Annotated in this window: 22 protein-coding genes; 11 read left to right on the top strand and 11 right to left on the bottom strand. The window is 70.6% G+C overall.

Annotation, left to right across the window (positions count from 1 at the left end):
* Positions 1–42: 42 nt before the first annotated feature.
* The 5 genes from M4I32_RS09990 to M4I32_RS09970 all read right to left on the bottom strand — a co-directional run bounded on the left by M4I32_RS09990 (position 43) and on the right by M4I32_RS09970 (position 3,933).
* Entirely contained in the window at positions 43–870 is an 828-nt protein-coding gene (locus M4I32_RS09990; protein ID WP_319034346.1) for a prepilin peptidase, read from the bottom strand.
* Positions 867–2,381, bottom strand: a complete 1,515-nt coding sequence (locus M4I32_RS09985) for a hypothetical protein (protein WP_319034345.1) — start codon at positions 2,379–2,381, stop codon at positions 867–869. Before M4I32_RS09985 ends, M4I32_RS09990 begins: the two co-directional genes overlap by 4 nt.
* A complete protein-coding gene (locus M4I32_RS09980) occupies positions 2,372–2,953 on the bottom strand; it encodes a hypothetical protein (RefSeq protein WP_319034344.1) in 582 nt (193 codons plus the stop codon). Before M4I32_RS09980 ends, M4I32_RS09985 begins: the two co-directional genes overlap by 10 nt.
* Positions 2,950–3,399: a prepilin-type N-terminal cleavage/methylation domain-containing protein gene (locus M4I32_RS09975; RefSeq protein WP_319034343.1), complete on the bottom strand. Its 450-nt coding sequence runs from the start codon at positions 3,397–3,399 to the stop codon at positions 2,950–2,952. The genes M4I32_RS09980 and M4I32_RS09975 overlap by 4 nt, the downstream gene beginning before the upstream one ends.
* A gap of 141 nt (positions 3,400–3,540) precedes the next feature.
* Positions 3,541–3,933, bottom strand: a complete 393-nt coding sequence (locus tag M4I32_RS09970; protein WP_319034342.1) for a prepilin-type N-terminal cleavage/methylation domain-containing protein — start codon at positions 3,931–3,933, stop codon at positions 3,541–3,543.
* A 399-nt stretch (positions 3,934–4,332) separates the two neighbouring features.
* Between M4I32_RS09970 and M4I32_RS09965 the strand changes: the two genes are divergently transcribed.
* The 10 genes from M4I32_RS09965 (at position 4,333) to M4I32_RS09920 (ending at position 15,893) form a co-directional block, all read left to right on the top strand.
* Positions 4,333–4,740, top strand: a complete 408-nt coding sequence (locus M4I32_RS09965; RefSeq protein ID WP_319034341.1) for a DUF4383 domain-containing protein — start codon at positions 4,333–4,335, stop codon at positions 4,738–4,740.
* Positions 4,741–4,743: 3 nt separating this feature from the next.
* Positions 4,744–5,241 (top strand): hypothetical protein, encoded by a 498-nt coding sequence (locus M4I32_RS09960; RefSeq protein WP_319034340.1) that lies wholly within the window; start codon positions 4,744–4,746, stop codon positions 5,239–5,241.
* A 431-nt stretch (positions 5,242–5,672) separates the two neighbouring features.
* A complete protein-coding gene (locus M4I32_RS09955) occupies positions 5,673–6,389 on the top strand; it encodes a hypothetical protein (RefSeq protein WP_319034339.1) in 717 nt (238 codons plus the stop codon).
* 29 nt (positions 6,390–6,418) lie between these two features.
* Entirely contained in the window at positions 6,419–8,044 is a 1,626-nt protein-coding gene (locus M4I32_RS09950) for a DNA polymerase Y family protein (RefSeq protein ID WP_319034338.1), read from the top strand.
* Positions 8,044–11,658, top strand: coding sequence for an error-prone DNA polymerase (locus M4I32_RS09945; protein ID WP_319034337.1), 3,615 nt, complete (start codon positions 8,044–8,046; stop codon positions 11,656–11,658). The genes M4I32_RS09950 and M4I32_RS09945 overlap by 1 nt, the downstream gene beginning before the upstream one ends.
* A 74-nt stretch (positions 11,659–11,732) precedes the next feature.
* Positions 11,733–12,338, top strand: coding sequence for an XRE family transcriptional regulator (locus M4I32_RS09940; protein WP_319034336.1), 606 nt, complete (start codon positions 11,733–11,735; stop codon positions 12,336–12,338).
* A gap of 60 nt (positions 12,339–12,398) precedes the next feature.
* A complete protein-coding gene (locus M4I32_RS09935; protein ID WP_319034335.1) occupies positions 12,399–13,439 on the top strand; it encodes an isopenicillin N synthase family dioxygenase in 1,041 nt (346 codons plus the stop codon).
* Positions 13,436–14,443, top strand: a complete 1,008-nt coding sequence (gene add / locus M4I32_RS09930) for an adenosine deaminase (protein WP_319034334.1) — start codon at positions 13,436–13,438, stop codon at positions 14,441–14,443. The genes M4I32_RS09935 and add overlap by 4 nt, the downstream gene beginning before the upstream one ends.
* A 97-nt stretch (positions 14,444–14,540) precedes the next feature.
* Entirely contained in the window at positions 14,541–15,443 is a 903-nt protein-coding gene (locus M4I32_RS09925; protein ID WP_319034333.1) for a hypothetical protein, read from the top strand.
* 246 nt (positions 15,444–15,689) lie between these two features.
* A complete protein-coding gene (locus M4I32_RS09920) occupies positions 15,690–15,893 on the top strand; it encodes a cold-shock protein (RefSeq protein ID WP_319034332.1) in 204 nt (67 codons plus the stop codon).
* Between the two features lie 71 nt (positions 15,894–15,964).
* Here the strand turns inward: M4I32_RS09920 and M4I32_RS09915 are convergent, their stop codons facing one another.
* Genes M4I32_RS09915 through M4I32_RS09900 form a run of 4 tightly spaced genes read right to left on the bottom strand, consistent with a single transcriptional unit; the run spans position 15,965 to position 19,842 of the window.
* A complete protein-coding gene (locus M4I32_RS09915) occupies positions 15,965–16,387 on the bottom strand; it encodes an ATP-binding protein (RefSeq protein WP_319034331.1) in 423 nt (140 codons plus the stop codon).
* On the bottom strand, positions 16,380–16,712 hold the full coding sequence (locus M4I32_RS09910; RefSeq protein ID WP_319034330.1) for an STAS domain-containing protein: 333 nt from the start codon (positions 16,710–16,712) through the stop codon (positions 16,380–16,382). The genes M4I32_RS09915 and M4I32_RS09910 overlap by 8 nt, the downstream gene beginning before the upstream one ends.
* Positions 16,709–18,667: a glycosyltransferase family 2 protein gene (locus M4I32_RS09905; RefSeq protein WP_319034329.1), complete on the bottom strand. Its 1,959-nt coding sequence runs from the start codon at positions 18,665–18,667 to the stop codon at positions 16,709–16,711. Before M4I32_RS09905 ends, M4I32_RS09910 begins: the two co-directional genes overlap by 4 nt.
* Positions 18,664–19,842, bottom strand: a complete 1,179-nt coding sequence (locus tag M4I32_RS09900; RefSeq protein WP_319034328.1) for a GAF domain-containing SpoIIE family protein phosphatase — start codon at positions 19,840–19,842, stop codon at positions 18,664–18,666. Before M4I32_RS09900 ends, M4I32_RS09905 begins: the two co-directional genes overlap by 4 nt.
* A gap of 238 nt (positions 19,843–20,080) precedes the next feature.
* On the opposite strand from M4I32_RS09900, the gene M4I32_RS09895 reads away from it, so the two are divergent.
* Complete coding sequence (locus M4I32_RS09895; RefSeq protein ID WP_319034327.1) at positions 20,081–20,284, top strand: cold-shock protein; 204 nt, start codon at positions 20,081–20,083, stop codon at positions 20,282–20,284.
* Between the two features lie 75 nt (positions 20,285–20,359).
* Here the strand turns inward: M4I32_RS09895 and M4I32_RS09890 are convergent, their stop codons facing one another.
* Positions 20,360–21,415 carry a hemolysin family protein gene (locus M4I32_RS09890; RefSeq protein WP_319034326.1) on the bottom strand — a complete coding sequence of 352 codons (1,056 nt, stop codon included), beginning with the start codon at positions 21,413–21,415 and terminating at the stop codon, positions 20,360–20,362.
* Entirely contained in the window at positions 21,412–22,806 is a 1,395-nt protein-coding gene (locus M4I32_RS09885) for a hemolysin family protein (protein ID WP_319034325.1), read from the bottom strand. The genes M4I32_RS09890 and M4I32_RS09885 overlap by 4 nt, the downstream gene beginning before the upstream one ends.
* Positions 22,807–22,912 lie beyond the last annotated feature (106 nt).

Genomic DNA, 22,912 nt, shown 5'->3' with positions numbered 1-22,912 from the left:
CCCTTTTTCTCTCCCCCGGGTCGCGGCGTCGCCGCGGCCCCCTCACGCGACGACGAGCCCCGTGTACCAGTTCGCGAGCGGCTCGCCCGCGAGTATCCCGATCCATGCCCCGACGAGCATCCACGGTCCGAACGGGATCGCCGTGTGCCGACCCGCCCGCTGAAGCGTCAGGAGCGCGAGCCCGACGACGCCCCCGAGCACGAACGCCGCGAACGCGCCGACCGCGAGCGAACCCCAGCCCAGCCAGGCCAGATAGATGCCGACGACCCCCGCGAGCTTCACGTCGCCGCCGCCCATGCCGCCGGGGCGGATGCCGCGCAGCACGGCGTAGAACGCATACAGCAGCGCCCCGCCGAGAACGGCCCGCCAGAACGACCCCCAGTCGGCTCCGGCGACGCACGCGAGCGCGAGCAGGCCGAGCGCGACGGCGTAGCTCGGCAGCACGATGGCGTTGGGCAGCCGCCGCGTGTCCTGGTCGATCAGCGTCAGCACGACGCTCACCGCCGCGAAGTAGAGGTAGGCCACCAGCACGACGACGGTCGGGCCGAACGGCACGCTCGAGGTGTTCAGCGACGCGGCCGCGATCCCCGCGAAGGCGAGCGCGGTGACGACCTCGACGACCGGATACCGCGCCGAGATGGGCGTGCGGCATCCCGCGCACCGGCCGCGCAGCGCCACCCACGACGCCACCGGCACGTTCTGCCACGCCCGCACGGGTGTGTCGCACTCGGGGCAGCGACTGTCGCGCGTGAGCGGGATGCCGGCCGGCACGCGGTAGGCCACAACGTTCAGGAACGATCCGATCACCAGGCCGAACACCCCGGCCAGCACGGCGAAGGCGACGACGATCTCGGCGGCGAGGGCGGTCATGACAGGTCCCGCTGCGAAAGCAGATCGCCGAGGGTGGCCGCGCCACCGGCATCCGACCCGGAACCGCCGGGGCCCGCGCCCCACTGCCCCGGCAGGGCCATCGAGTGCGTGTGGATGTCGATGTCGCCGCCGTCGGTGAGCGTGCCGGCGTACATCGCCCCGGTCCACACCCCGCCCTGTCCCACGCGGATGGTGCAGGGCGTGTAGGCCATCGTGTTCACCCGCACGTCGATGCTGGCGTCGGTCTCGATCGTGCTCCCCGAGGTGCACGTCGGCTGCGCGTCGGCTGTTCTGTCGGGCACGATGAACCAGGCGTTCGGGTCGGTGCCCGCCTTGGGCGTCAGGGCGAAGTCGCCCAGCGTGAAGCTGTTGGCGACCAGCACGAGGTCGACGCCGAGCTGGGTCTTCGCGTCGGCGCCCCGCGCGGTGTCGATGCCGCCGGCGCAGGCCGTCGTGTCCACGACTGTGTCGACGGTGAGGTTCGCAACGAACGACGACCAGAAGGTCGTGAACTTGCCCGCGATGTTGCCGCAGTTGTAGGGCGCCGACGACGAGGTGATCGTGACGACGTCGTAGCCCGGCCAGTCCTCGGCCGCGTAGGCGTAGTCGAACCACGGCTCGAACGTCGGCGCGAGGCTCGGTGCGGTGCCGGGCGACTCCCACCGGATGCCGCCGGCCTGCCCGCCCGCGACCCGCGGGCTGCTCGTCGGTGCTCCGACATCCATCCAGCCGACCTGCAGCTTCGCGCCCTGCGGCAGCGTGAGGGTGCCGTCGATGCGGGACGGGCTGTTCCCGATCGCGACGTCGCCACCCGCGGTGACGTCGCCCTGCACGATGTCGCTGTTGTTCAGGTACACCGCCCACCGGCCGTTGAACGGGTTCTCCCCGCCGGCGTGCACGTCGCCGTTGATCGTGCAGCCGGACTGGCCGATCACGGAACCCGCGATGTTCACGTTCGCCGGCACGGTCGTCTTGCATTCGAAGGAGCCGCCGGCGGGGAACTCCACGGTGGCGAGGCCATCGCTTCTGGGCATGACGTGGTTGGTGAAGTACACCGAGTCGCTGCCGGAGTTGAAGAACACCAGCTCGGCCGCGCCGTCGAAGGTGGGGGCGAGCGTGTAGGCGTAGACGGCCTCGGTGGTGGTGACGCCGCCATCGGTGCCGCGGCCGACCGAGGTGAACGTCACGCGGTCGGCGGCGCAGGTGCCCGTGACGGTGTAGGCCGGGTCGGTGGATGCCAGCGACAGGTCGCAGAACTCGCCCGTGCGGCGCGCATCGGCGACGGCCGCCGAGAGGCCCGCATCGGCGGCGGCCTTGGACTGCACGCTGCCGCGCGTGTCGACGATGCTCCCGGCCGTGCCGGTGACGACGGCGCCGGCGGTGAGGGCCACGATGCTCAGCACGAGCATCACGATGAGCACCGAGACGAGCGTCGAGCCGGTGTCGTCGGTGTGGCGCGGGTCGCGTCGGGCGCGTGCGGCACGCGGGTGGCGGATCGGGTTCACCAGCATGCGGATCCCGTCCCTTCGTGCGCGGCCTGCGCGAACGCGCCGCCGGCGAGCGGCACGGTGACGTCACCGGTGGTGACGGTCAGCGAGATCGTCAGGCTCCGTCCCGATCCGGTGAACGGCGCGGCATCCGGGCCGGTGCCGGTGACCCCCGTCGCCATCTCGCTCCATCCCGCGCCCGGGACGGAATCGAGCGGGATCGCGGATGCCGACGTGCGATGCAGCAGTGTGCCGTCGGCGTGCAGCACCCAGGCCTCGCAGCGCCATCCCGATGCGCCGTCGGCGACCCGGGCGCGCAGCATCCCGCCGTCGACACGGAACTCGCTCGCGTTGCGGATGCTGGTCTGCACCGAGTTCGCCACGACCTGCGCCCGGCCCGTCGCCTGATCGCGCTCGGTGGCGGCGGCGCCCGCGGACAGGCCGGTGGCGAACAGGACCGCGAGGATGCCGAGGAACAGGGCGCTCAGCATCCCGTACAGGATCAGCTCGACGAGGGTCGCGCCCGCGTCGTCGGGATGCCGTGTCGTCGTGCCCGCGGCGTTCGGGCGTGGCGCGGTCGTGAATGGCGCGGTCATGATGCGCTCACCAGAAGCTCGGTGGAGACCGTGACGATGTCATCGAGGCTGTCTTCGGCGCCGGCGCCCTCGGTCACGATGACCTCGACGGTCACGGTGCCCGGGTAGTCCGCGGGGCATCCGCCCGGAAAGTCGAGGGTGGTGGTGAGCCCCGTGCTCGCGTCGGTCCCCCCGGACGACGCGAGCACGGAGGCGCAGCTCGTCGTGGTGGACGAGTCGGGGAATCGGGCCTTCAGCTCCGCGACGCGGGCGTTGGCCACAGAGTTGGCCGCCGACGAATCGCGGTTCTGCACGCTCGATGCCGTCGCGGTGATCAGCAACGGCGCAATGGCCAGTGCGATCACCGTCAGCAGCAGCATCGCGACCACGATCTCGACGAGGCTGAATCCCCCGTCGAGCACGCGTTCGTCGCGTCCCCCCTGCTGCCGGATATGCGGCATCCCCATCTCGCTCACCCTCCCCAGTGCGAGCTGCCGGTCCCCGAGAGGACCGTGTTTCCCCAGTTGCCTCCGATGGAGGCTTTTCCCCAGTGGGGGCCGACGCGCCTTACTGCGCCGACCCCACGTGTGGTGGCCGGTGGCCGGCTGTCAGTCGCAGCCGGGGCCGGACTTCTGATCCGTCACACCGGACTTGGTGGCTGTGACGCAGACAGTGTCGATGTCGGTGCCGTCGAGCTCCGTGACCTTCACGGTCACGCCGTCCGTCGACAGGTTGGTCAGCGTCGCGCCCGCGGCCGGCGCCGCGTCGTCGCCGGCGGCGACGGCGGCCGACACCTGCGTGGCCCCGTTGGCGGCGATCGTCGCGAGCGAGTTCTCCTCGGCGGTGGCCTGGATGCCGGCGAAGATCGGAATCGCCACGGCGGCCAGGACCCCGAGGATCACCACGACGACGATCAGTTCGATGAGCGAGAAGCCGTCGTCGTCGGCGTTCTCCCGGCGGCGTTCAGCCGCGACGATGTAATTGCGAATCGATGCACGCATGTGCGTATCTCCCCAGTGGAATATGTGTACAAGTCAGCTCGGACGTGCGCAGGTATTCCAGATCTCCCCGGATACCCCAGCCCCCAGAGCTGGGTACTTAGGGACTCACATGACGTGAACCCCTCCCCGCAAGCATCATGAGACGTTCCTCATCTTCATGTCAACCTGCTCTCATGTAACGAAAAGGTAACGGAGCCTTGGCCTGCCTCCTTTATCGCAGATCAGAGTTGTTTTCTCTGACAGACATACGAGAGTGAGTTATCCACAGCCAGACGCAGCGCTCGCACTACTCCCCCGAGCATCGGGTGCGCAACCCCACCGCATCCGCAATCCGTTCACCATTAACCTCCGAAGACCCTGTGAACACGGAAAGACCGTGAACGAGATTGGAGGCGCGTCATGCGCACGTCACCCAACCGGATCATCGCGACGATCTTCGGAGCCGTCTACCTGCTCGTCGGGCTGCTCGGCTTCGCCGTCACCGGCGGCGTGGCATTCATCGCCACCGAAGGCGGGCTGCTGCTCGGCATCTTCGAGGTGAACCCGCTGCACAACATCGTCCACCTGCTCGTCGGCGCGGTGCTGCTGATCACCGGACTCGCGTCGGTGCCGGCCGCCAAGGGCGCCAACATCACGATCGGCGCCGTCTATCTGCTGCTCGGCATCGTCGGATTCTTCATCGTCGACAGCGCGCTGAACATCCTGGCGCTGAACACCGCCGACCACTTCTTGCACCTGGCCAGCGCCCTCGTGCTGCTCGGTGTGGGTCTCGGCGCCGACCGCGGCGCACGGACCGCCACGGTCTGACGGATGTCGTTTCGCATGTGGCCCGCCCTCGCCTCGTGGGGGGCGGGCCTCGTCCATTTCGCCGTCGGGGCCGCCGCGCCGCCGATGTTCCTGGCCGCCTTCGTCGTGATCGCGACGCTTGAGCTCGCATGGGGCGTCGCGGTTCTGCGCAGCGATCGGCTCGTCCTCCCCCGACTGACGCTCGCGGCGAGTCTGAGCGCCCTGCTCGTCTCACTCGCGGCGGCGCTCGCCGGGGTAATGACGTGGCTGCCCCTGGTCAGCGCCACCGTGATGCTGGTGTTCATCGCCGGCGCCGCGGCGATCGCCGTGCGGCGGCACGCCCGGGCCCGGGATGCCGGGTCGCAGCCGGCCACGGGCCAGGTGCGTCCCGGGCGCACCCTCGTGGGCTTCGCCGCCGGGGCCGTGCTCGTCGCGGGGTTGACCACGCCCGCCCTCGCGGCCACGGAGGCCGGCGAGTACGCGGTGCCGCACGGCGAGATGCCCGGCCACCACGCCCACTGACGGCATCCGCCCCGGCGCCGGCGTCGCGCGCCCGCGTCGCGCACTGCGCCCGTCGCGCCCGACCCTCGAGATGCTCCGCTGTCGCATATCGACCCGGGGAGGAGGCGCGCGGATCGATGTGCGACAGCGGAGCGGATGGAAGCGGGGGCGGATGCCGGGGCTGCTGCGCGCCGAGGAGGGTGCGCGCCGAAGAGGGCCTGCGCCGAGGAGCACGTACCGTGCGGCCGCACAACCCGGCCGCCCCACGCCCGACCCTAGAGCGCTCCGCTGTTGCATATCGACCCGGCGAGGAGGCGCGCGGATCGATGTGCGACAGCGGAGCCAGGGTGGGCGGCGGGCGCGGCGCGGGAGCGGACGAGCGCGCGCGATATACGAACATAGGTACGCAATGCGCCATGGCCAATGTCGAAGATACGTTCTAGCATTGCGGCATGGCCACGGCACTGCGCGAGAGCACCACCCACGGGGATGAGGTGCGGCGTCTGCGCGCGCAGCTCGACCGCATCCGGGGTCACAAGGTCGAGACCCCCGCGCTGCCGGTGCACTCCGCGCTGGCGCAGCTGCTGCCGGGGCAGGGCCTGCAGCCGGGTTCGGTCTACGCGGTCGACAGCTCCGCCGCGCTGCTGCTCGCGCTGCTCGCCGGCCCCTCGCGGGCCGGGTCATGGTGCGGCGTCATCGGCATGCGCGGATTCGGCGCCGAAGCGGCCGAGGAGTACGGCCTCGACCTCGACCGCCTGGTGCTCGTGCCCGATCCGGGCCCCCGCTGGTTCGCGGTCGCCTCGGCGCTGGCCGAGGTGCTGCCGATCGTCGCGGTGCGCCCGGCCGGGCGTCCGGGTGACGGCGATGTCTCCCGGCTGGCCGCGCGACTGCGTGACCGCGGCACGGTGCTCGTCACGCTGGGCGCCTGGCCCGGCGCCGACGCCCTGCTGAGCGTCAGCGATCCCCGCTGGCGCGGTCTCGGCACGGGGCACGGCTACCTCGCCGGGCGCGAGGTCACCGTCACGGCATCCAGCCGACGATTCCCCGTGCCCCGCAGTACGCGGATGCTGCTTCCGGATGCCGCGGGCACCGCCGCCGCGGTCGATCCCGCACCCGCCCGCGCCACCGGCGACGCGCGCGTCCCCACCCCGATCCGGGCGGTGGGCTGATGGGCGGCGGGCCGGTGAACAGCGGACCGGTGAACAGTGGACCAGCGAACAACGGGCCGGTGAACGGCGAGCGGGGAGACGGCGGGCGGAACGACGCCCCTGTGCGCACGCTCGCCCTGTGGATCCCCGACTGGCCGATCGCAGCCCTCGTCCGCGAACGCGGCGCAACCGTCGACCCCGCGCAGGCCGTCGCGATCGCCAAGGCGAACCGCATCGTCGCCTGCTCGGCGGCCGCCCGCGCGCAGGGCGTGCGCCGGGGGCAGCGCCGTCGCGACGCCCAGGCGTGCTGCCCGACCCTGCAGCTCGTGCCCGAGGACGAGGGGCGCGACAACCGGGGCTTCCTCCCCGTCGTCGAGCGCCTCGAGCGGCTCGCCCCGGGGGTGCAGATCGTGCGGGCGGGACTCGGCGCCCTGCGCGCCCGCGGCCCCACCCGCTACTACGGCGGCGAAGACGAGGCCGCGCGGATGCTGCTCGACGAGATGGCCGCGTGCGAGCTGCCCGACGCCCGCATCGGCATCGCCGACGGACCCTTCACCGCCGAACGCGCCGCCCGCCTCACCCGCCCGGGCGAGGTCGCCGACCGCGTGCGGGTCGTCCCCCCGGGCGAGGCCACGGCATTCCTGCATCCCCTGCCGATCGGCGCGATCGGCGACGACGAGCTCGTGGGGCTGCTCACGCGTCTGGGGGTGCAGACCCTCGGGGGCTTCGCGGCCCTCGACGAGAACAAGGTGCGCGAGCGCTTCGCGGAACGCGGGGTGCGCCTGCACCGTCTGGCGCGCGGACTCGACGCCCGCCCCGTCACGGCCCGGGTGCCGCCCCCCGAACACGAGCGCGAGATCGCGTTCGAGCCCCCGCTCGAGCTGGTCGACCAGGTCGGCTTCGCCGTGCGCATGACCGCCGACGACCTCGTCGACTCCCTCGGCTCGCAGGGTCTGGTGTGCACCGAGCTACGCGTCGAGCTGCGGGATGAGTTCGGCGGCCGGTCCGAGCGGGTGTGGCAGCATCCGACCACGTTCGACGCGGCGGCCGTCGTCGACCGGGTGCGCTGGCAGCTCGAGGCGGCGATCGACGCCGACCTGCGTGGCGGCATCACCGGCGGCATCACTCTCGTGCGCCTCGAACCCGAGGCGGTGGATGCCGCGGCGCACCACGCCCCGGGGCTGTTCGGCCAGGGGCCCGGCGAGCGCGTGCACCACGCCCTCTCGCGCGTGCAGGCCATGCTCGGGCATCGCGGTGTCGTGACCCCCGTGGTCGGGGGCGGGCGGTGGCTGGCGGAACGGCAGGTGCTGGTGCCGTGGGGCGACCGGGTCGCGCCGGCCCGCGAGCGCGCGCAGCCATGGCCGGGGTCGCTGCCCGCCCCGCACCCCACGACCGTGTTCTTTCCGCAGCCCGAGATGCAGGTGCGCTCAGGCGACGGGGCCGACGTCACGATCGACGACCGGGGCCTGCTCAGCGGCGCGCCCGCCGCGATCGCGGGCACCGGCATCCACCGCTCCGTCGCGGCGTGGGCCGGGCCGTGGGGGGTGCGCGAGCGCGAGTGGGACCCCGAGCGGCGCCGCACCGCCTATCGGGTGCAGGTCGTCGACGACACCCAGGTCGCGTGGCTGCTCGTGCTCGAGAACGACACGTGGCGGGCCGAGGGGCGGTACGACTGATGGGCTTTCGCAACCCGCCGATCCCGTGGTCCGAGCTCGAGCGCATCCTCAGCACGACCCGGCCCGAGAAGGCGCCCGCCCATGCCGACGGGGGCGACAGCCCCGCCTGGTCACGCAAACGCGGGGCCTACGTCACCCCCACCATCGAGCGTCCGCCCGAGGCGGTGCCCTATGCCGAGCTGCACGCGCATTCGTCGTACTCGTTCCTCGACGGGGCGTCCTCACCCGAAGAGCTGATCGAAGAGGCCGAGCGCCTCGGACTGTCGGGCCTGGCTTTGACCGACCACGACGGGTTCTACGGGCTCGCGCGGTTCGCCGAGGCGGCTGAGTCGTTCCAGGTCACGACGGTGTTCGGGGCCGAGCTCTCGCTGGGGCTGCCCGCCCCGCAGAAGGGCGAGGCCGACCCGGTCGGTCAGCACCTGCTCGTGCTCGCACGCGGGCAGGAGGGCTACCACCGCCTCGCCGCCGCGATCACCCACGCGCAGTTGCGGGGCGGCGAGAAGGGCCGCCCCGTGTACGACCTGGGCGAGCTCGCCGACCGATCGGGCGGCCCCGCAGATCCGCACTGGGCGATCCTGACCGGATGCCGCAAGGGTGCGGTGCGCCAGGCCCTGTCCACCGAGGGCCCGTCCGGCGCCGCCCGCGAGCTCGACCGGCTCGTCGATCTGTTCGGCCGCGACGCGGTGCACGTCGAGCTGACCGACCACGGCGACCCGCTGGACTCCCGCCGCAACGACCTGCTCGCCGCCCTCGCCGCCGACCGGGGGCTGCCGACCCTCGCGACCAACAACGTGCACTACGCCTCGCCCCCCAAGGCGCGCCTGGCCGCCGCGATCGCCGCGGTGCGCGCGAACCGCAGCATGGACGAGCTTGACGGATGGCTGCCCGCGCACGGCTCCGGGCACCTGCGCTCGGGGGCCGAGATGGCCGCGCGCTTCGCCCGCTACCCCGGAGCGGTGGCCCGCACCGTCACGCTCGCCGATGAGCTGGGGTTTCCCCTGCGCCGCGCCAAGCCCGCGCTGCCCAGACAGGAGGTCCCCGCGGGCCACACGCCCATGTCATGGCTGCGGCACCTGGTGTGGCAGGCGGTGCCGCAGCTGTACCCGACGCTCGCCGACGACGACCGCCGGCGCATCGAGAACGAGCTGGACGTCATCGAGAAGAAGGACTTCCCCGGCTATTTCCTCATCGTGCACGACATCGTCGCCGAGGCCCGGCGCCGCGGCATCCTGTGCCAGGGCCGGGGGTCCGCGGCCAACAGCGCCGTCTGCTACCTGCTGCACATCACCGCCGTCGACCCGATCCTGTACCGGCTGCCGTTCGAGCGGTTCCTGTCGTCGCTGCGCGAGGAGGAGCCCGACATCGACGTCGACTTCGACTCCGACCGGCGCGAAGAGATCATCCAGTGGGTCTACGCCCGCTACGGCCGCGAACGCTCCGCCCAGGTGGCGAACGTCATCCAGTACCGCCCCAAGAATGCCGTGCGCGACATGGCCCGCGCCCTCGGCTACTCCCCCGGTCAGCAGGACGCGTGGTCGAAGCAGGTGGAGCGCTGGGGCGCCGAGCTGTCGTCGATGCCCGACCACGACATCCCCGACCAGGTGGTGGAGTACGCCGGCGAGCTGCTCAAGGCGCCCCGGCATCTGGGCATCCACTCGGGCGGCATGGTGCTCACCGACCGGCCCGTCGGCGAGGTCGTGCCGATCGAGCACGCGCGCATGCAGGACCGCACCGTCATCCAGTGGGACAAAGACGATGCGGCGTGGATGGGGCTGGTCAAATTCGACCTGCTGGGTCTCGGGATGCTGGCGGCCCTGCAGCACTCGTTCGACCTGATCCGCGGGGCCACCGGCGAGGAGTGGACGCTCGCGACCCTGCCCAAAGAGGAGCCCGCGGTGTACGACATGCTGTGCCGCGCCGACTCGATCGGAGTGTTCCAGGTCGAATCCCGCGCGCAGATGGGGCTGCTGCCGCGCCTGCAGCCGCGCCGGTTCTACGACCTGGTCGTCGAGATCGCCCTCATCCGGCCGGGGCCCATCCAGGGCAAGGCCGTGCACCCGTTCGTGCGGCGCAAGATGGGGCTCGAGAAGGTGGAGTACCCGCATCCCAAGCTCGAGCCGGTGCTCGAGCGCACCCTCGGCATCCCCGTGTTCCAGGAGCAGCTGATGCAGATCGCGATGGCCGTGGGCGACTGCACCGGCGAGCAGGCCGACCTGCTGCGCCGGGCGATGGGCTCCAAGCGCGGGCAGGAGAAGATCGAGTCGCTGCGCGCACAGCTGTACGAGGGGATGGCGCGCAACGGTCTCGTGGGTGAGGCCGCCGACGACATCTACGCCAAGATCCAGGCCTTCGCCGACTTCGGATTCGCCGAGTCCCACTCCCTCTCGTTCGCGCTGCTGGTCTACGCCAGCTCGTGGATCAAGCTGCACTATCCCGCCGCGTTCCTCGCGGGCCTGCTGCGGGCGCAGCCGATGGGGTTCTACTCCGCCGCGACGCTCGCCGCCGACGCCCGCCGGCACGGGGTCGAGGTGCGCCGCCCCGACCTGCAGCGCTCGGGCGCGACCGAAACCCTCGAGGCGGTGTCGCCGAGGCCCATGCGCCCGGCGTCCGCGCACCCGGCATCCGCGCACCCGGCGTCGGAGATGGGGCGAGCGTCGGATGCCGCGGCCCAGAGCCCTCCGACCCCCGACACATCTCCGACGCCCGACACACCCCCGGGCGCCGGCGTTTCGTCTCGTCGCTCCGCTCCTCGCGCAACGCCCGAGGTCCCGGCCGCCTCGCGAGCGCAGCGAGACGAAACGCCCGCAACGACCGGCCTCGACTCCTGCCTCGACCCCGCGCAGCCGGCGGCGGGCGCGTTCGACCCGAACGCCCCGGATGTCTCGGCCGCGCACCGCCGCGACGGCGGTTTCGCGGTGCGCCTGGGGCTCGCGGGCGTCACGGGCATCGGCGAGAGAGTCGCCGAGCGCATCGTCTCGGAAAGGGATGCCGGGGGGCACTACCGCGACCTGCACGATCTGGTGCGCCGCACCGACCTGACCGCCGCGCAGCTCGAGGCGCTCGCGACCGCCGGGGCCTTCGAGTGCTTCGGGCTCACCCGCCGCGAAGCGATCTGGCTGGCCGGATCGGCGGCGCAGGACCGCGCCCAATTCCTGCCCGGCACCGTCTTCGCCGTGCAGCCGCCGCTGTTCCCCGACCTGTCGAACCACGACCGGCTCGCGGCGGACCTGTGGGCCACCGGCGTCTCGCCCGACGATCACCCGATGGCCCACTACCGCGACGAACTCGACACCCGCCGCGTGCTGTCGTCGACGCAGCTGCGCACGCACGAGACCGGGCGGCGGGTCGAGGTCGCGGGACTCGTGACGCACCGGCAGCGGCCGGCGACGGCATCCGGGGTCACGTTCCTGAACCTCGAAGACGAACACGGCCTCGTCAACGTGATCTGCTCGGTCGGGGTGTGGACGAGATTCCGTCGCATCGTTCGGGACTGCCCCGCGCTGATCGCCCGCGGGATGCTGGAGCGCTCCCCCGAGGGGGTCACGAACCTCGTCGCCGACGGCTTCGAAGATCTGCAGGTCGGCATCCGGCACGCGTCCCGCGACTTCCGCTGAACCGCGCCAGAACCGCGCCGGCTCGGCGGCCCGGAACGCCGAGAGCGTCGCCGACCCTGCTTTAGCCTGAGAGCGTGCGTGACGACACCCCCACCCTGCCTGCGATCGACGACGATCGCGCAGAGAACAGCATCGCCATGGCGATCGGCCAGGCGGTCGCCTCCGCTCGCGCCGACCGCAAGCTGTCGATGCGCGCACTGGCAACCGAGGCGGGGATCAGCCAGCCCTTCCTCAGCCAGATCGAGAACGGCCGGACCCTGCCGTCGATGCTGACGCTCTACCGACTCGCCGCGGCCCTCGGCCTCTCGGCGGCGGAACTCATGCCGACCGAGGCCGAACCCGCGCAGATTCACGTCATCCGCCGCGACGATGCCCGCAAGGTGTCCGTGTCCGAAGCCCCCGATGCCGGGGTGGGAAGCATCCTCACCGCAGCCGGCCGGCGCGTCGTCGCGACCGAGTACATCATCGGCGCGGGCGACGACATGGGCGATTGGTTCCAGTCCGACGGCGAGCTGCTGGTCTACATCGCGGCGGGCCGCGTGATCGTCACGATCGACGGCCGGGGCGAGTGGGAGCTCGGTGCGGGTGACGCGATGACCTATCCCGGCGCGCTGCGCAACGTCTGGCGCGCCGTCGGTGCCGAGAAGGCGACGATCCTGCTGGTGCACTCTCCCGATTGACGTGACATCGTCACAAGATATTTACACAAGCAATCTTTGATTACTCTGTACTATCAAGTCATGAGCGAATCTTTCACCGTCCCCATCGTGGACATCTCCGCCTACGTCACCGACGGCAGCGCCGCGGAGAAGGCCGCCGTCGCCCGCGCACTGGATGCCGCATGCCGCACCGTCGGGTTCATCCAGGTCGTCGGTCACGGCGTACCCGGCGCCGTGACCGACGGACTCGCCCAGGCGATCGACGACTTCTTCAGCCAGGACCTCGAGGCCAAGAAAGCATGGAAGCGGCCCGCGAAGGAGAACCGCGGCTACAGTCCGCCCAAGAGCGAGTCGCTCAGCTACTCGCTGGGCATCGACCCCGTCACGCGCATGAACGACTTCTTCGAGGCGTTCAACGTCGGCAGCTCCGAGGCGGACTACCCGGGCTTCACCGACCAGACGGGCGACTACGCCGCCAATACCTGGCCCGACACCCCCGGCTTCGAAGAGCGCGTCACCGCATACTTCGACGAGGCGCGCCGGGTCGCGTTCACGCTGCAGGATGCGTTCGCCGACGCCCTCGGGATCGACCGAGCCGTCTTCGATGCCACCTCGGATCATCCGATCAACGTCCTCCGCATGAACAACTACGCCCTGCCCCCGGGCAGCATCGAACTCGGGGGCGACCTGACGGGCATGGGCGAGCACACCGACTACGGGCTGGTCACCGTGCTCTGGGCGGACCGGGTCGAGGGACTGCAGGTGCTTGGTCGTGATGCGCGCTGGCACGACGTGATGCCGGCCGAGAACGCGCTGCTGGTGAACCTCGGCGATATCGCCGCCCGCGTGACGAACGACGAGTGGATGTCGACCCTGCACCGCGTCAAGCCCCCGGTCGTCGGTGGCACGATCAAGCGCCGCCGCTCGGCCGCCTTCTTCCACGATTGGAACGCGGATGCGATGATCCACACTCTCCCCTCCGTCCTGCACGACGCCGAACCCAACTACGACCCCGTCACGGTTGCGGAACACGTTCAGGCGAAGCTGCGTGGATCGCGCGCCGGAGTGAAGAACACCGCCGCCGCCCGCGAGCAGGCCCGCATCGAATCGGCGTCCGTATGAGCGCCCTCACGCCCGCGTCGTCGTCCGCGATCCCGAAGGCAGAGATCCACATGCACCTCGAGGGTGCGCTCGAGTCCGAGCTGCTCGTCGTGCTGGCCAAGCGCAACGGCATCCCCCTGCCCTCCTACGATCCGGAGGTGCTCGATGCCCGCTACCGGTTCGGCGAATTGCAGGATTTTCTGGATGTCTACTTCGGCAACCTGGCCGTCATGCGCACGGCGGAGGATTTCCACGACCTCGCGGCGCTGTACCTGCGCCGCGCCCGCGAGAACGGCGTGGTGCGGGCGGAGTCCTTCTTCAATCCGATGGTGCATGTCCGCGCGGGCGTCCCGCTCGCCGCGGTCATGGAGGGCTACGGCGCGGCGTTCGCCGATGCTCGCCGCGACGGGCTCTCGTGCGACCTCATCCTCGACTTCACCCGAGACCTGGGAGCGGAGGCGGCCGACGACATGCTCACGCAGATGGCGCCGTTCCGGGACGCGTTCATCGGTGTCGGGCTCGACTCGACCGAGGTCGGGTATCCCCCGATGCTCTTCCGCGAGGTGTTCGCCCGGGCCGCAGCCGACGGTCTGCACCGGACGTGCCATGCCGGCGAAGAGGGCGACCCCGAGTACGTCCGCCAGGCGCTCGACGACCTGCACGTCGAACGGATCGACCACGGCCTGCGGGCCGTCGAGGATCCGGAGCTGCTCCGGCGGCTGGCCGACGAACATGTCCCGCTCAACGTCTGCCCGCTGTCGAACGTCGCGCTGCGGGCGGTCGATCGGATCGAGCAGCATCCGGTGTTCACGATGCTCGACGCCGGCATCGCGGCGACGATCTCGAGCGACGACCCCGCCTACTTCGGCGGTCATATCGGCGCGAACTTCGCCGCGCTGGAGGCGGTGGGCGCCTCCCGCGACCAGTTGATCGGATGCATCGAGAACTCCTTCGAAGCCGCGTTCATCGACGCCGCCGAACGCGGCCGTCACCTCGAGGCGCTCCGGGTCGCTGTCACCGGCTGAACACGCCAGGCGCGTTTCGTCTCGTCGCTGCGCTCCTCGCTCAACGCCCGACGCCTCCTCGCTCAACGCCCGAGTCGAACCGCGAGAGGATGGACCCGTGACCTCCTCCCCACCCGACCTGGGCCTGCTGTTCGACGTCGACGGACCGCTTGCGAGCCCGGTGACCCGCACGGTCGCGATCGGCAGCATCCTCGACGATCTGCTGGCCCTCGCCGGTGCCGGCGTGCCGATCGCGTTCATCACGGGGCGCTCCGACGCCTTCATCCGCGACAAGGTGATCACCCCGCTGCAGGGCCGCGGGCTGGCTGAGGCGCTGACGGCTCCCGGCGCCCGAATGTTCGGCGTCTACGAGAAGGGCGCCGCCTGGTCGCGCATCACCCCGACCGGCCTCGGCGAGGTGCAGGTCGACCGGGACCTCGCCCCGCCGCAGACGCTCGTCGACAGCATCCGCGATCTGGTCGACCGCGACTTCGCCGACCTGGTCTTCTTCGACGACACCAAGCGGGCGATGATCTCGGTCGAACAGCGCGTCGACGTCGACAACGCCGACTACCTCGCGCGACAGGACGAGTTCAACGACGCCGCGTACGACGTGGCCGTCAGTCAGGGCGTGGGCGTTCGCTTCGGCGACCGCACCGCTCCGGATGCCGCCGGCGAGACGCCCTTCCGCATCGACCCGACGATCATCTCGACCGACATCGAATCCGTTCTGCTCGACAAGGACCACGGCGCCCGACGCGCCCTGTCGCACTTCGGCGAGACCGGTCCCCTGCCGCGGACGTGGCGCACCGTCGGGGACTCGCGCAGCGACTACAAGATGGCCGACGAGCTGCACGCCCAGGGGTTCGACGTCGCGCACGTCGACGTGCGCCCGAGCGACGGCATGCTCGACAGGCCCTACGCCGTGCTCACGGAGGGCGATCTGATCCACGACGAGGCCGGCGCCGCCTTCCTGCGCGGGTGGATGCAGCGGCTCGGCGTGGCGCGCGACACCGCCTGAACGTGGCCGGCGCCGCCGCTTCCGCGCCGGTGGCGTTGCTCGCCCCGTCGGTAGGCTAGACTGGAATCTGCGATCGGCACTTGCCTTTGGCTGAAGTAAGGTCCTGTCGGGGCCGCCGACCGCACGAACCCCTCCTGAACATCGCAGAACATCGCGAACCAGGTCCGGAACCACGTGATCGGTGCAACTCCCCGATGCGGCCACGCGTACCATCCGTACGCGAAAGAACACGTAGGGAAGAACACCATGGCCACCGGAATCGTGAAGTGGTTCAACGCCGACAAGGGATTTGGCTTCATCGCCCCCGACGACGGCTCCGCAGACGTCTTTGCGCACTACAGCGCCATCAACTCGGGAGGCTACCGCAGCCTCGACGAGAACCAGCGGGTCGAGTTCGACACCGCTCAGGGCCCCAAGGGCCTCCAGGCTGAGAACATCCGCCTGGTCTGAGTTGATCTGATCAGAAGGGCGGTCCGCGTAAGCGGGCCGCCCTTTGTCGTGGGATGTCGCCCGTTCCCGGATCAGCGCCGCCGGCGCCGCAGTTCCCACCTGTTGCCGGCACCGCCGGGCTCCGCCCGGTACACGAACTCGTCCATCGCGGCGACGGCGATCGCCAGGCCGCGCCCGGATTCCGCTTCGGGGGCGGGCATCGAGACACCCGCGAGATCGATGTCTCCGGCCACGGCGTCGTCGACGAAGACGGCGCTGAGGGTGACCTCATCGGCACCGAGCGCCAGCGAGACATGCACCGGCGATCCTTCGGCACCCACGGCGTGTGCGGCCACATTCGCGGCGATCTCGCCGACAGCCAGGGCGAAGAGGCCGTGGTCCTCGTCGCTCAGCCCGGGGACGTCGCGGCCCAGCTGCTCCAGCGCCACGTGCACACGATCGACGAAAGCGGCATCCGCAATGCCCTCTACGCGCACCCGCTCACCGTCAGTCACCGTCGAACGCCGTTTCCGGCGTGGGGTGAGCGCGCAGCACCCGATCGAGGTTCGTGAGTTTCAGCACCCGGCGCACGCTCTCCGACACCGTCGCAATGCGCAGGTCGCCGCCGGCGACGCGCGTCGCCTTCAACCCGCCGATGACGGCGCCGAGACCGGACGAGTCGATGAACTCGGTCGCCGCGAGGTCGATGACGATGCGGGTGAAGCCCTTGGCGATAAGATCGTCGATCGCCTGGCGCAGCCTGGGGGCGACGGTCGCGGTGAGGCGGCCCGTGGGCGACACCACGGCGAAATCGGGATGCGTGGTCACGGCGATGTTCATCGTTGCTCCTGGGTCGGGGAAAGGGCACGGGGTGCGGGGCCCCGATAGAAGACGGCCTGGATGATGACGCTCAGCACGGCCAGGTCGTAGACCACCCACACCGTGTTCACCAGCGTGCCGGTCCCGTCCGCGGTGCCGACCGCCAGCCGCGCGAGTCCGATCACGAGGGCGATCGTGAGCAGGACGATTGCGGTCAGCTGGGGCCAGATCGCGCGCCAGGGCGTCGCCCCACGCACCCCGTCCTTGCGGGTGACGACGAAGCCGAGCGAACGCCCGAAGACGACGTTGGCCACCGCGCTGGTGCATGCGCGGATCCACACGGGGAACAGTGCGAGCGAGTACTGCTGGCCCCGCCAGGTGCGGATCCCCCGCGCGACGACGAGGAAGAGGATCTGGTTGATGACGAAGTACGGCAGGAACCTCACGAAGAAGTCGACGCTCCACGCGGTCACGGGCATGACGCCGAAGCAGAGATAGATCACGGGCGCCGCCAGGTAGACGATCGCGGCGAAACCGGACAGGTACGTCCACATCGTGCCGAAGTACATCAGACGCTGGCCGAACGACAGGCCCCTCTTGACCAGCGGGTTGTCACGCAGCATCACCTGCAGGGTTCCCTGCGCCCACCGCAGCCGCTGCTGCAACATCGTCGCCAGGTCTTCCGGTGCGAGGCCGTGGGCGAGGATCTCGTGGTGGTAGACGCTGCGCCAGCCCAGGGCGTGCAGCTGCATCGCCGTCGCCATGTCCTCGGTCACCGAGATGGTCGCCAGCGGCAGGATCGGCTGCGCCTCGCCCGGGCGGTCGACCCGCAGCGCATCCACCAGGGCGCCGACGGAGTCGACGGCGCCGAGCGGCGACCATTCGCGGGTGGCGAGCACCTGCAGGGCACCGTCGTCGATCACGAGCGCGCCGATCTCGGCGTCGCGTTCCACCGGCAGCTCGCGGATCGCGGCCAGGTCGGCCTCGAGCGCCACCAGGTCGCGCGCGACGAGCCGGCGAGAGGCGGCGTCCACGGCATCGTGCACCCGTGAGGTCACATCGGCGATCGGCCCACCCGTCGAGACCTGGGTGCGGGCCTCGTCGACCACGGCGCGCAGCTGCGTCAGTTCCTCGCGCACAGGCGCGTCGAGTCCGCGTTCGCGGCTCGCCTTGCTCAGCATCGAGGATGCCGTGTGGAGGGCGCGGCGCGTGGAATGCTCCAGATCGCGTACGTAACCGACGATGCCGAGCTGCATGAGCGCGTCCCGGCGCAGCACGGCATTCGACCCGCAGAAGAAGGCGGCGTTCCAACCGTCCTTGCCCTGCTGGATGGGCCCGTAGAACAGCGGGGCCTGGCTGCCGAGCGGATCAGATTCATCGACGTTGACGAAGTACTGCGGCGTCTGCACCAGCGCGACCTGCGGGTCGTCGGCGAAGTACCCGAGCGTGCGGTGCAGGATCAGCGGGTCCGGCACCTGATCGGCATCCAGGATCAGCAGGAACTCGCCGTCGGTGCGAAAGAGCGCATTGTTGAGGTTGCCGGCCTTGGCGTGCCGAGGCTTGTCGGCCCAGTCCTCCGAGCGCGTGATGTAGCCGACGCCGGCCCGGCGGCATTCCGCCTCGAGCTCGGACCTCGCCCCATCGTCGAGCACCCAGGTCTCGTGCGGATACGCGATGCGCTGCGCGGCGCGAGCGGTGGCCATGACCATCTCGAGCGGCTCGTCGTAGGTCGTCACGAACACATCGACGGTTCCCTCGGGCGCGGATGCCGGAGCGGCCCGCTCGCGCGCTCGCCACATCGTGACGGCGAACAGCACGGTGTCGACAAGGCTGTAGGTCTCGGCGATGACGAGCGGAACCGCGATCCACCAGGCCGACCAGTTGATCGACTCCAGCCACCGCCACGCCACATAGTTCACACCCAGCAGCACCGACAGCAGCGCGAGGACGCGGATGGCCGCGAAGCGCGTGCTCACGGGTTCCTCTGCACCACGACGACCGTCACATCGTCGGTCGCGTCGCCGCCGCGCGCCAGCCGCATGGCTTCGCGCACCGCGCCCTGCGGACCGTCGCGGAGCGCCGCGGTCACCTGCTCGAGCGGGCGGTCCGCGTCGAGCACGTCGAGCAGGCCGTCGCTGCAGCAGACGAACGTGTCGCCGGGCCGGAGGGTCGTGTGCGCCTGCGTGTGAACCTCGCCGAACCCCATACCCAGGGGCAGCCCCGTGGAGGCCAGCTTCTCCCAGCCGCCGTCGCGCCGCAGGATATAGGCCAGGCTGTGGCCGGCATCGACATAGGTCAGCTCGCCCGTCGTCAGGTCGAGGTCCGCATGCAGGGCGGTCACGAAGGCGTTCGTGTCGCCGATGTCGTTCTCCAGCAGCTGGTCGACCTCGGCGATCGCGGCCAGCAGCGGGCGGTCCGGCGCGGTGCGCAGGGAGGCGCGCACACCGGAGGCCACGATCGCGGGTCCGGCTCCCTTGCCCATCACATCGGCCAACGTGATGCGCAGCGCCCCGTCGTGCAGGTACCAGTCGTAGAAGTCGCCCATCACGTGGCCGGAGGCGATCGCGGCGCCGGCAAGCGTGAAGCCCTCGGCTTCGGGAGTGTGGCGCGGCAGGAGCGAGCGCTGGATCAGCGAGGCGTGATCGAGCTCGGCGTCCCGTGCAAGCTCCGCCTGCACCCACAGCGCCAGATCGCGCAGCATCTCTCGCTGACGCTCCGTGAGCGAACGCGGAGCGGTGTCGAGGATGCAGAAGGTGCCGACATGCTCGCCGCCCGGGGCCTGCAGCGGGTGGCCGGCGTAGAACCTCAGGTGCGGGTCCCCGGTCACGAAGGGGTTGTCGGCGAAGAATGTGTCGATCGATGCGTCCTCGACGACGAGTGTGTCGTCCTGCCGGATCGTGGCGTCGCAGAAGGCCCCCTCGCGGGAGGCCTCCTGGCCGCCGAGCCCGATCTGCGACTTGCGCCATTGACGGTCGCGATCGAGGAGCGTCACGCTCACCATCGGCACGCCGAAAAGCTCCTGCGCCAGGCGCGTGACCCGATCCACCCGCTCGTCGGGCGGGGTGTCGAGGATCTGGAGGGCGTCGAGAGCGCGTTGGCGCGTCTCTTCGTCGACGATCACGCGGTCGGCTCTCCCTTCCCCCGCGGCCATGATAGATGCCTCGACCCGAGACATGCGAACGGAGCGACGGACTACTCGGCCGGCGGTGCGGGTGTCTTCGGGGGCTGCGGCGACCCCCGCATCCGGTGTCGGTTCGATGCCTTTCGTGACGTTTTCGTGTCACGTTCTTCTAGCGAAACGGCGGGGTCACCTGCGTATGATTGGGGCACCGCGGCAGGCACATGCCTGGGGCGTGACGAAGCCCCTCTCGGGCAGTAAGGAAAACAGCATGGCCACCGGAACCGTCAAATGGTTCAACGCCGACAAGGGATTCGGCTTCATCGCGCCCGACGACGGCTCAGCCGACGTCTTCGCGCACTACAGCGCGATCAACGCGCGCGGCTACCGCAGCCTGGAAGAAAACCAGCGCGTCGAGTTCGACACCGCCCAGGGCCCCAAGGGTCTCCAGGCCGAGAACATCCGTCCCGTCTGAGACGCGACGAGTAAGGAGGGCGGTCCCGATCGGGGCCGCCCTTCTGCATGTGCGGTCACCGTTCGGTCACCCGCATCACCGGGTCATCGCGGCCGCGGGATCCTCGGGCCGCGGCAGCACGTTGCGCAGCACGTCGTCGAGGGTGACGACGCCGACGAAGCGTCCTTCGTCGCTCACCACCGCGAGCTGCTCGCTGTCGTGGCGCATCCGGGCCAGCGCGTCATGCACCGGGGTGTCGGCGGACAGCATGAACGCCGGACGGGCCAGTTCCCGCGCCGGTCGCTCGGCGGGTTCGAGCAGCGTGTCCCGCACGTGCACGATGGCCAGCGACGATGCACCGGATGCCGCCCTGGCGCGTTCCACGTCGCCCACCAGGATGCGCAGATGCCCCGACCGGGCCGCTTCGCGGTGCACGTCTCCGGCCGTGGCGTCGCCCGCCACCGCGGACGGCGTTCCCCCGACGGGAACGACATCGCGCAGCAGGAGGGTCTCGAGTTCGATGGCCTTCGCGATCGAACTGCGGAAGGAGGCGTCGAGAGCACCGACGTTGGCCGAATGCTCGACGAGGTGGCGGATGGTCGCCGCGTCGTGCCCGCCGACGGCCGCACGATCGACGGGCTCGACCCCGGTCGCCGCCACCAGGCGGTTGGCGACACGGTTGATCCAGACGAGCAGGGGGCGGAAGACCCAGATGAACGCGCGCGCAGGCAGCGCGGTCATGATCGCCGACGCCTCGGGGTGGGCGATCGCCCACGACTTGGGGGCCATCTCGCCGACCACCAGATGCAGGAAGGTCACGATCAGCAGCGACAGCACGAAGGCCAGCACGTCGGCCGACCACGCCGGCATCCCCCACGAGGAGAACACCGGCCCGAACCAGCCGTCGATCGCGGGCTTCGTCACCGCGCCGAGGGCGAAGGTGGCCGCGGTGATCCCCAGCTGAGCGCCCGCGAGCATGATGGTCAGCTCGTTCGACCCGCGCAACGCGGCCCGCGCGGAACGGCTGTCGACCGCGGCTTCCTCGAGGCGGTGTCGACGGGCTCCGAGCAGCGAGAACTCGATCACCACGAACAGAGCGCTGAGCGCGATCAGGAGCACGGTCGCGACGAGTACGACCCAGGGGTTCGTCATCGCTCCTCCTCGTCCCGGTCGGCGGTGTCGTCTTCTTCGTAGATCTCACGCAATGCCAGACGCACGAGCGTCGGAACGTGCCGATCCACTTCGAGGATCTCGGCATCCACCACACGCCGCACGGGTTCGTGCTCGATCATGTCCGCGCCCTCGCTGCCGAGGTCGATGCGCAGGGTCTCGCCCTCCTCGGGGAGGGCACCCCGCTCGGCGATCAGCAGCCCGGCGATCGTCTCGTAGTCACCTCGGGGCAGCCGATGGCCGATCGCGCGTTCGGCCTCGTCGATGTGCACATCGCCGCCCATCCGCCACTGGTCTTCGGCATCGCGCACCGGCAAGGGCGGTTCGTCGACGTCGTGCTCGTCGGTGATCTCACCCGCGACCTCCTCGGCGAGGTCCTCGAGCGTGAGAATGCCGGTGAAGCCGCCGTACTCGTCGATGACGCAGGCCAGCTCCTGGCCGCTGGCCCGCAGCTCACCGAGCGCATCGGGCAGCGACATCGGCGTGGGGACGATCAGCGGCTCGCGCATGAGGTCCGCCACCGTCTGGTCGTCGCGCAGCCCCTCGGCTCGCAGCAGATCGACGAGCTGCACCATGCCCACCGGCTGATCCTCGTCGTCGATGACGGGATAGCGGGTGTGCTCGCGCGCCATGAGCTCGCGCATGCGCTCGATCGAGGTGTCGGGACTCACGGTGCCGACCCGCGAACGCGGGATCATCGCGTGCTCGACGTCCTGCTGAGGAAAATCCAGGATGCGGTCGAGCATCATCGACAGCTCCTCGGGCAGGTCACCGCTCTCTCGCGAGTCCGCGATGATGTGCTCCAGGTCGCGTGCCGTGGCGCTGCTGTCGACGTCTTCGACGGGCTCGATGCGCAGCAGACGGAGCAGACCGGCCGCGGCCCGGTCGAAGACGTAGATGAGCCAGCCCAGCGCCCCGAGATAGAACAGCGTCGGCGCGGCGAGCCAGCGCGCGAGGGGTTCGGGATTGGCGATCGCGAGGTTCTTGGGGAAGAGCTCGCCGAAGATCATCTGCACGACCGTCGACAGCGCGAGCGCCAGCACCGTGCCGATCGTGACGCTGACGGCCGCGGGTATGCCGACCCCTCCCAGCAGCGTGCCGAGCGATTCCCCGACGAGCGGCTCGGCGACGTACCCGACCAGCAGGCCCGTCACCGTGATGCCGAGCTGGGCGCCCGAGAGCATGAACGACGTGCGCCGCGTGACGGCGAGGGCCCGGGCGGCGGCCGCGTCGCCCGCCTCGGCCTTGGCGCCCAGACGCGATCGGTCGACCGACATATACGCGAACTCCTGCGCGACGAAGAACCCGTTCGCCACGATGATCGCGAGGATGACCACGACACCCAGCAACATCGTCAGGACGGCGACGAGCATGGAGAAGTCACTCCTTCAGGCGGGCGCGACCCGCGGTTGCGTGACTGCCAATCATACGTGCGGTGCGCGCCGATTCTGCGCGGCGGCTGGGAACTAAGGTGAACCC

Source organism: Microbacterium sp. LRZ72 (assembly GCF_033792225.1).
In the GTDB taxonomy this organism is placed as follows: Bacteria; Actinomycetota; Actinomycetes; order Actinomycetales; family Microbacteriaceae; genus Microbacterium.
Note: the sequence above shows the minus strand (reverse complement) of the source record. Positions and strands in the feature narration are given on the sequence as shown.

Coding starts and splice junctions, on each gene's coding strand:
- M4I32_RS09990 (WP_319034346.1), bottom strand. CDS start 870: ATGACCGCCCTCGCCGCCGAGATCGTCGTCGCCTTCGCCGTGCTGGCC.
- M4I32_RS09985 (WP_319034345.1), bottom strand. CDS start 2,381: ATGCTGGTGAACCCGATCCGCCACCCGCGTGCCGCACGCGCCCGACGC.
- M4I32_RS09980 (WP_319034344.1), bottom strand. CDS start 2,953: ATGACCGCGCCATTCACGACCGCGCCACGCCCGAACGCCGCGGGCACG.
- M4I32_RS09975 (WP_319034343.1), bottom strand. CDS start 3,399: ATGGGGATGCCGCATATCCGGCAGCAGGGGGGACGCGACGAACGCGTG.
- M4I32_RS09970 (WP_319034342.1), bottom strand. CDS start 3,933: ATGCGTGCATCGATTCGCAATTACATCGTCGCGGCTGAACGCCGCCGG.
- M4I32_RS09965 (WP_319034341.1), top strand. CDS start 4,333: ATGCGCACGTCACCCAACCGGATCATCGCGACGATCTTCGGAGCCGTC.
- M4I32_RS09960 (WP_319034340.1), top strand. CDS start 4,744: ATGTCGTTTCGCATGTGGCCCGCCCTCGCCTCGTGGGGGGCGGGCCTC.
- M4I32_RS09955 (WP_319034339.1), top strand. CDS start 5,673: ATGGCCACGGCACTGCGCGAGAGCACCACCCACGGGGATGAGGTGCGG.
- M4I32_RS09945 (WP_319034337.1), top strand. CDS start 8,044: ATGGGCTTTCGCAACCCGCCGATCCCGTGGTCCGAGCTCGAGCGCATC.
- M4I32_RS09935 (WP_319034335.1), top strand. CDS start 12,399: ATGAGCGAATCTTTCACCGTCCCCATCGTGGACATCTCCGCCTACGTC.
- add (WP_319034334.1), top strand. CDS start 13,436: ATGAGCGCCCTCACGCCCGCGTCGTCGTCCGCGATCCCGAAGGCAGAG.
- M4I32_RS09920 (WP_319034332.1), top strand. CDS start 15,690: ATGGCCACCGGAATCGTGAAGTGGTTCAACGCCGACAAGGGATTTGGC.
- M4I32_RS09910 (WP_319034330.1), bottom strand. CDS start 16,712: ATGAACATCGCCGTGACCACGCATCCCGATTTCGCCGTGGTGTCGCCC.
- M4I32_RS09900 (WP_319034328.1), bottom strand. CDS start 19,842: ATGGCCGCGGGGGAAGGGAGAGCCGACCGCGTGATCGTCGACGAAGAG.
- M4I32_RS09895 (WP_319034327.1), top strand. CDS start 20,081: ATGGCCACCGGAACCGTCAAATGGTTCAACGCCGACAAGGGATTCGGC.
- M4I32_RS09890 (WP_319034326.1), bottom strand. CDS start 21,415: ATGACGAACCCCTGGGTCGTACTCGTCGCGACCGTGCTCCTGATCGCG.
- M4I32_RS09885 (WP_319034325.1), bottom strand. CDS start 22,806: ATGCTCGTCGCCGTCCTGACGATGTTGCTGGGTGTCGTGGTCATCCTC.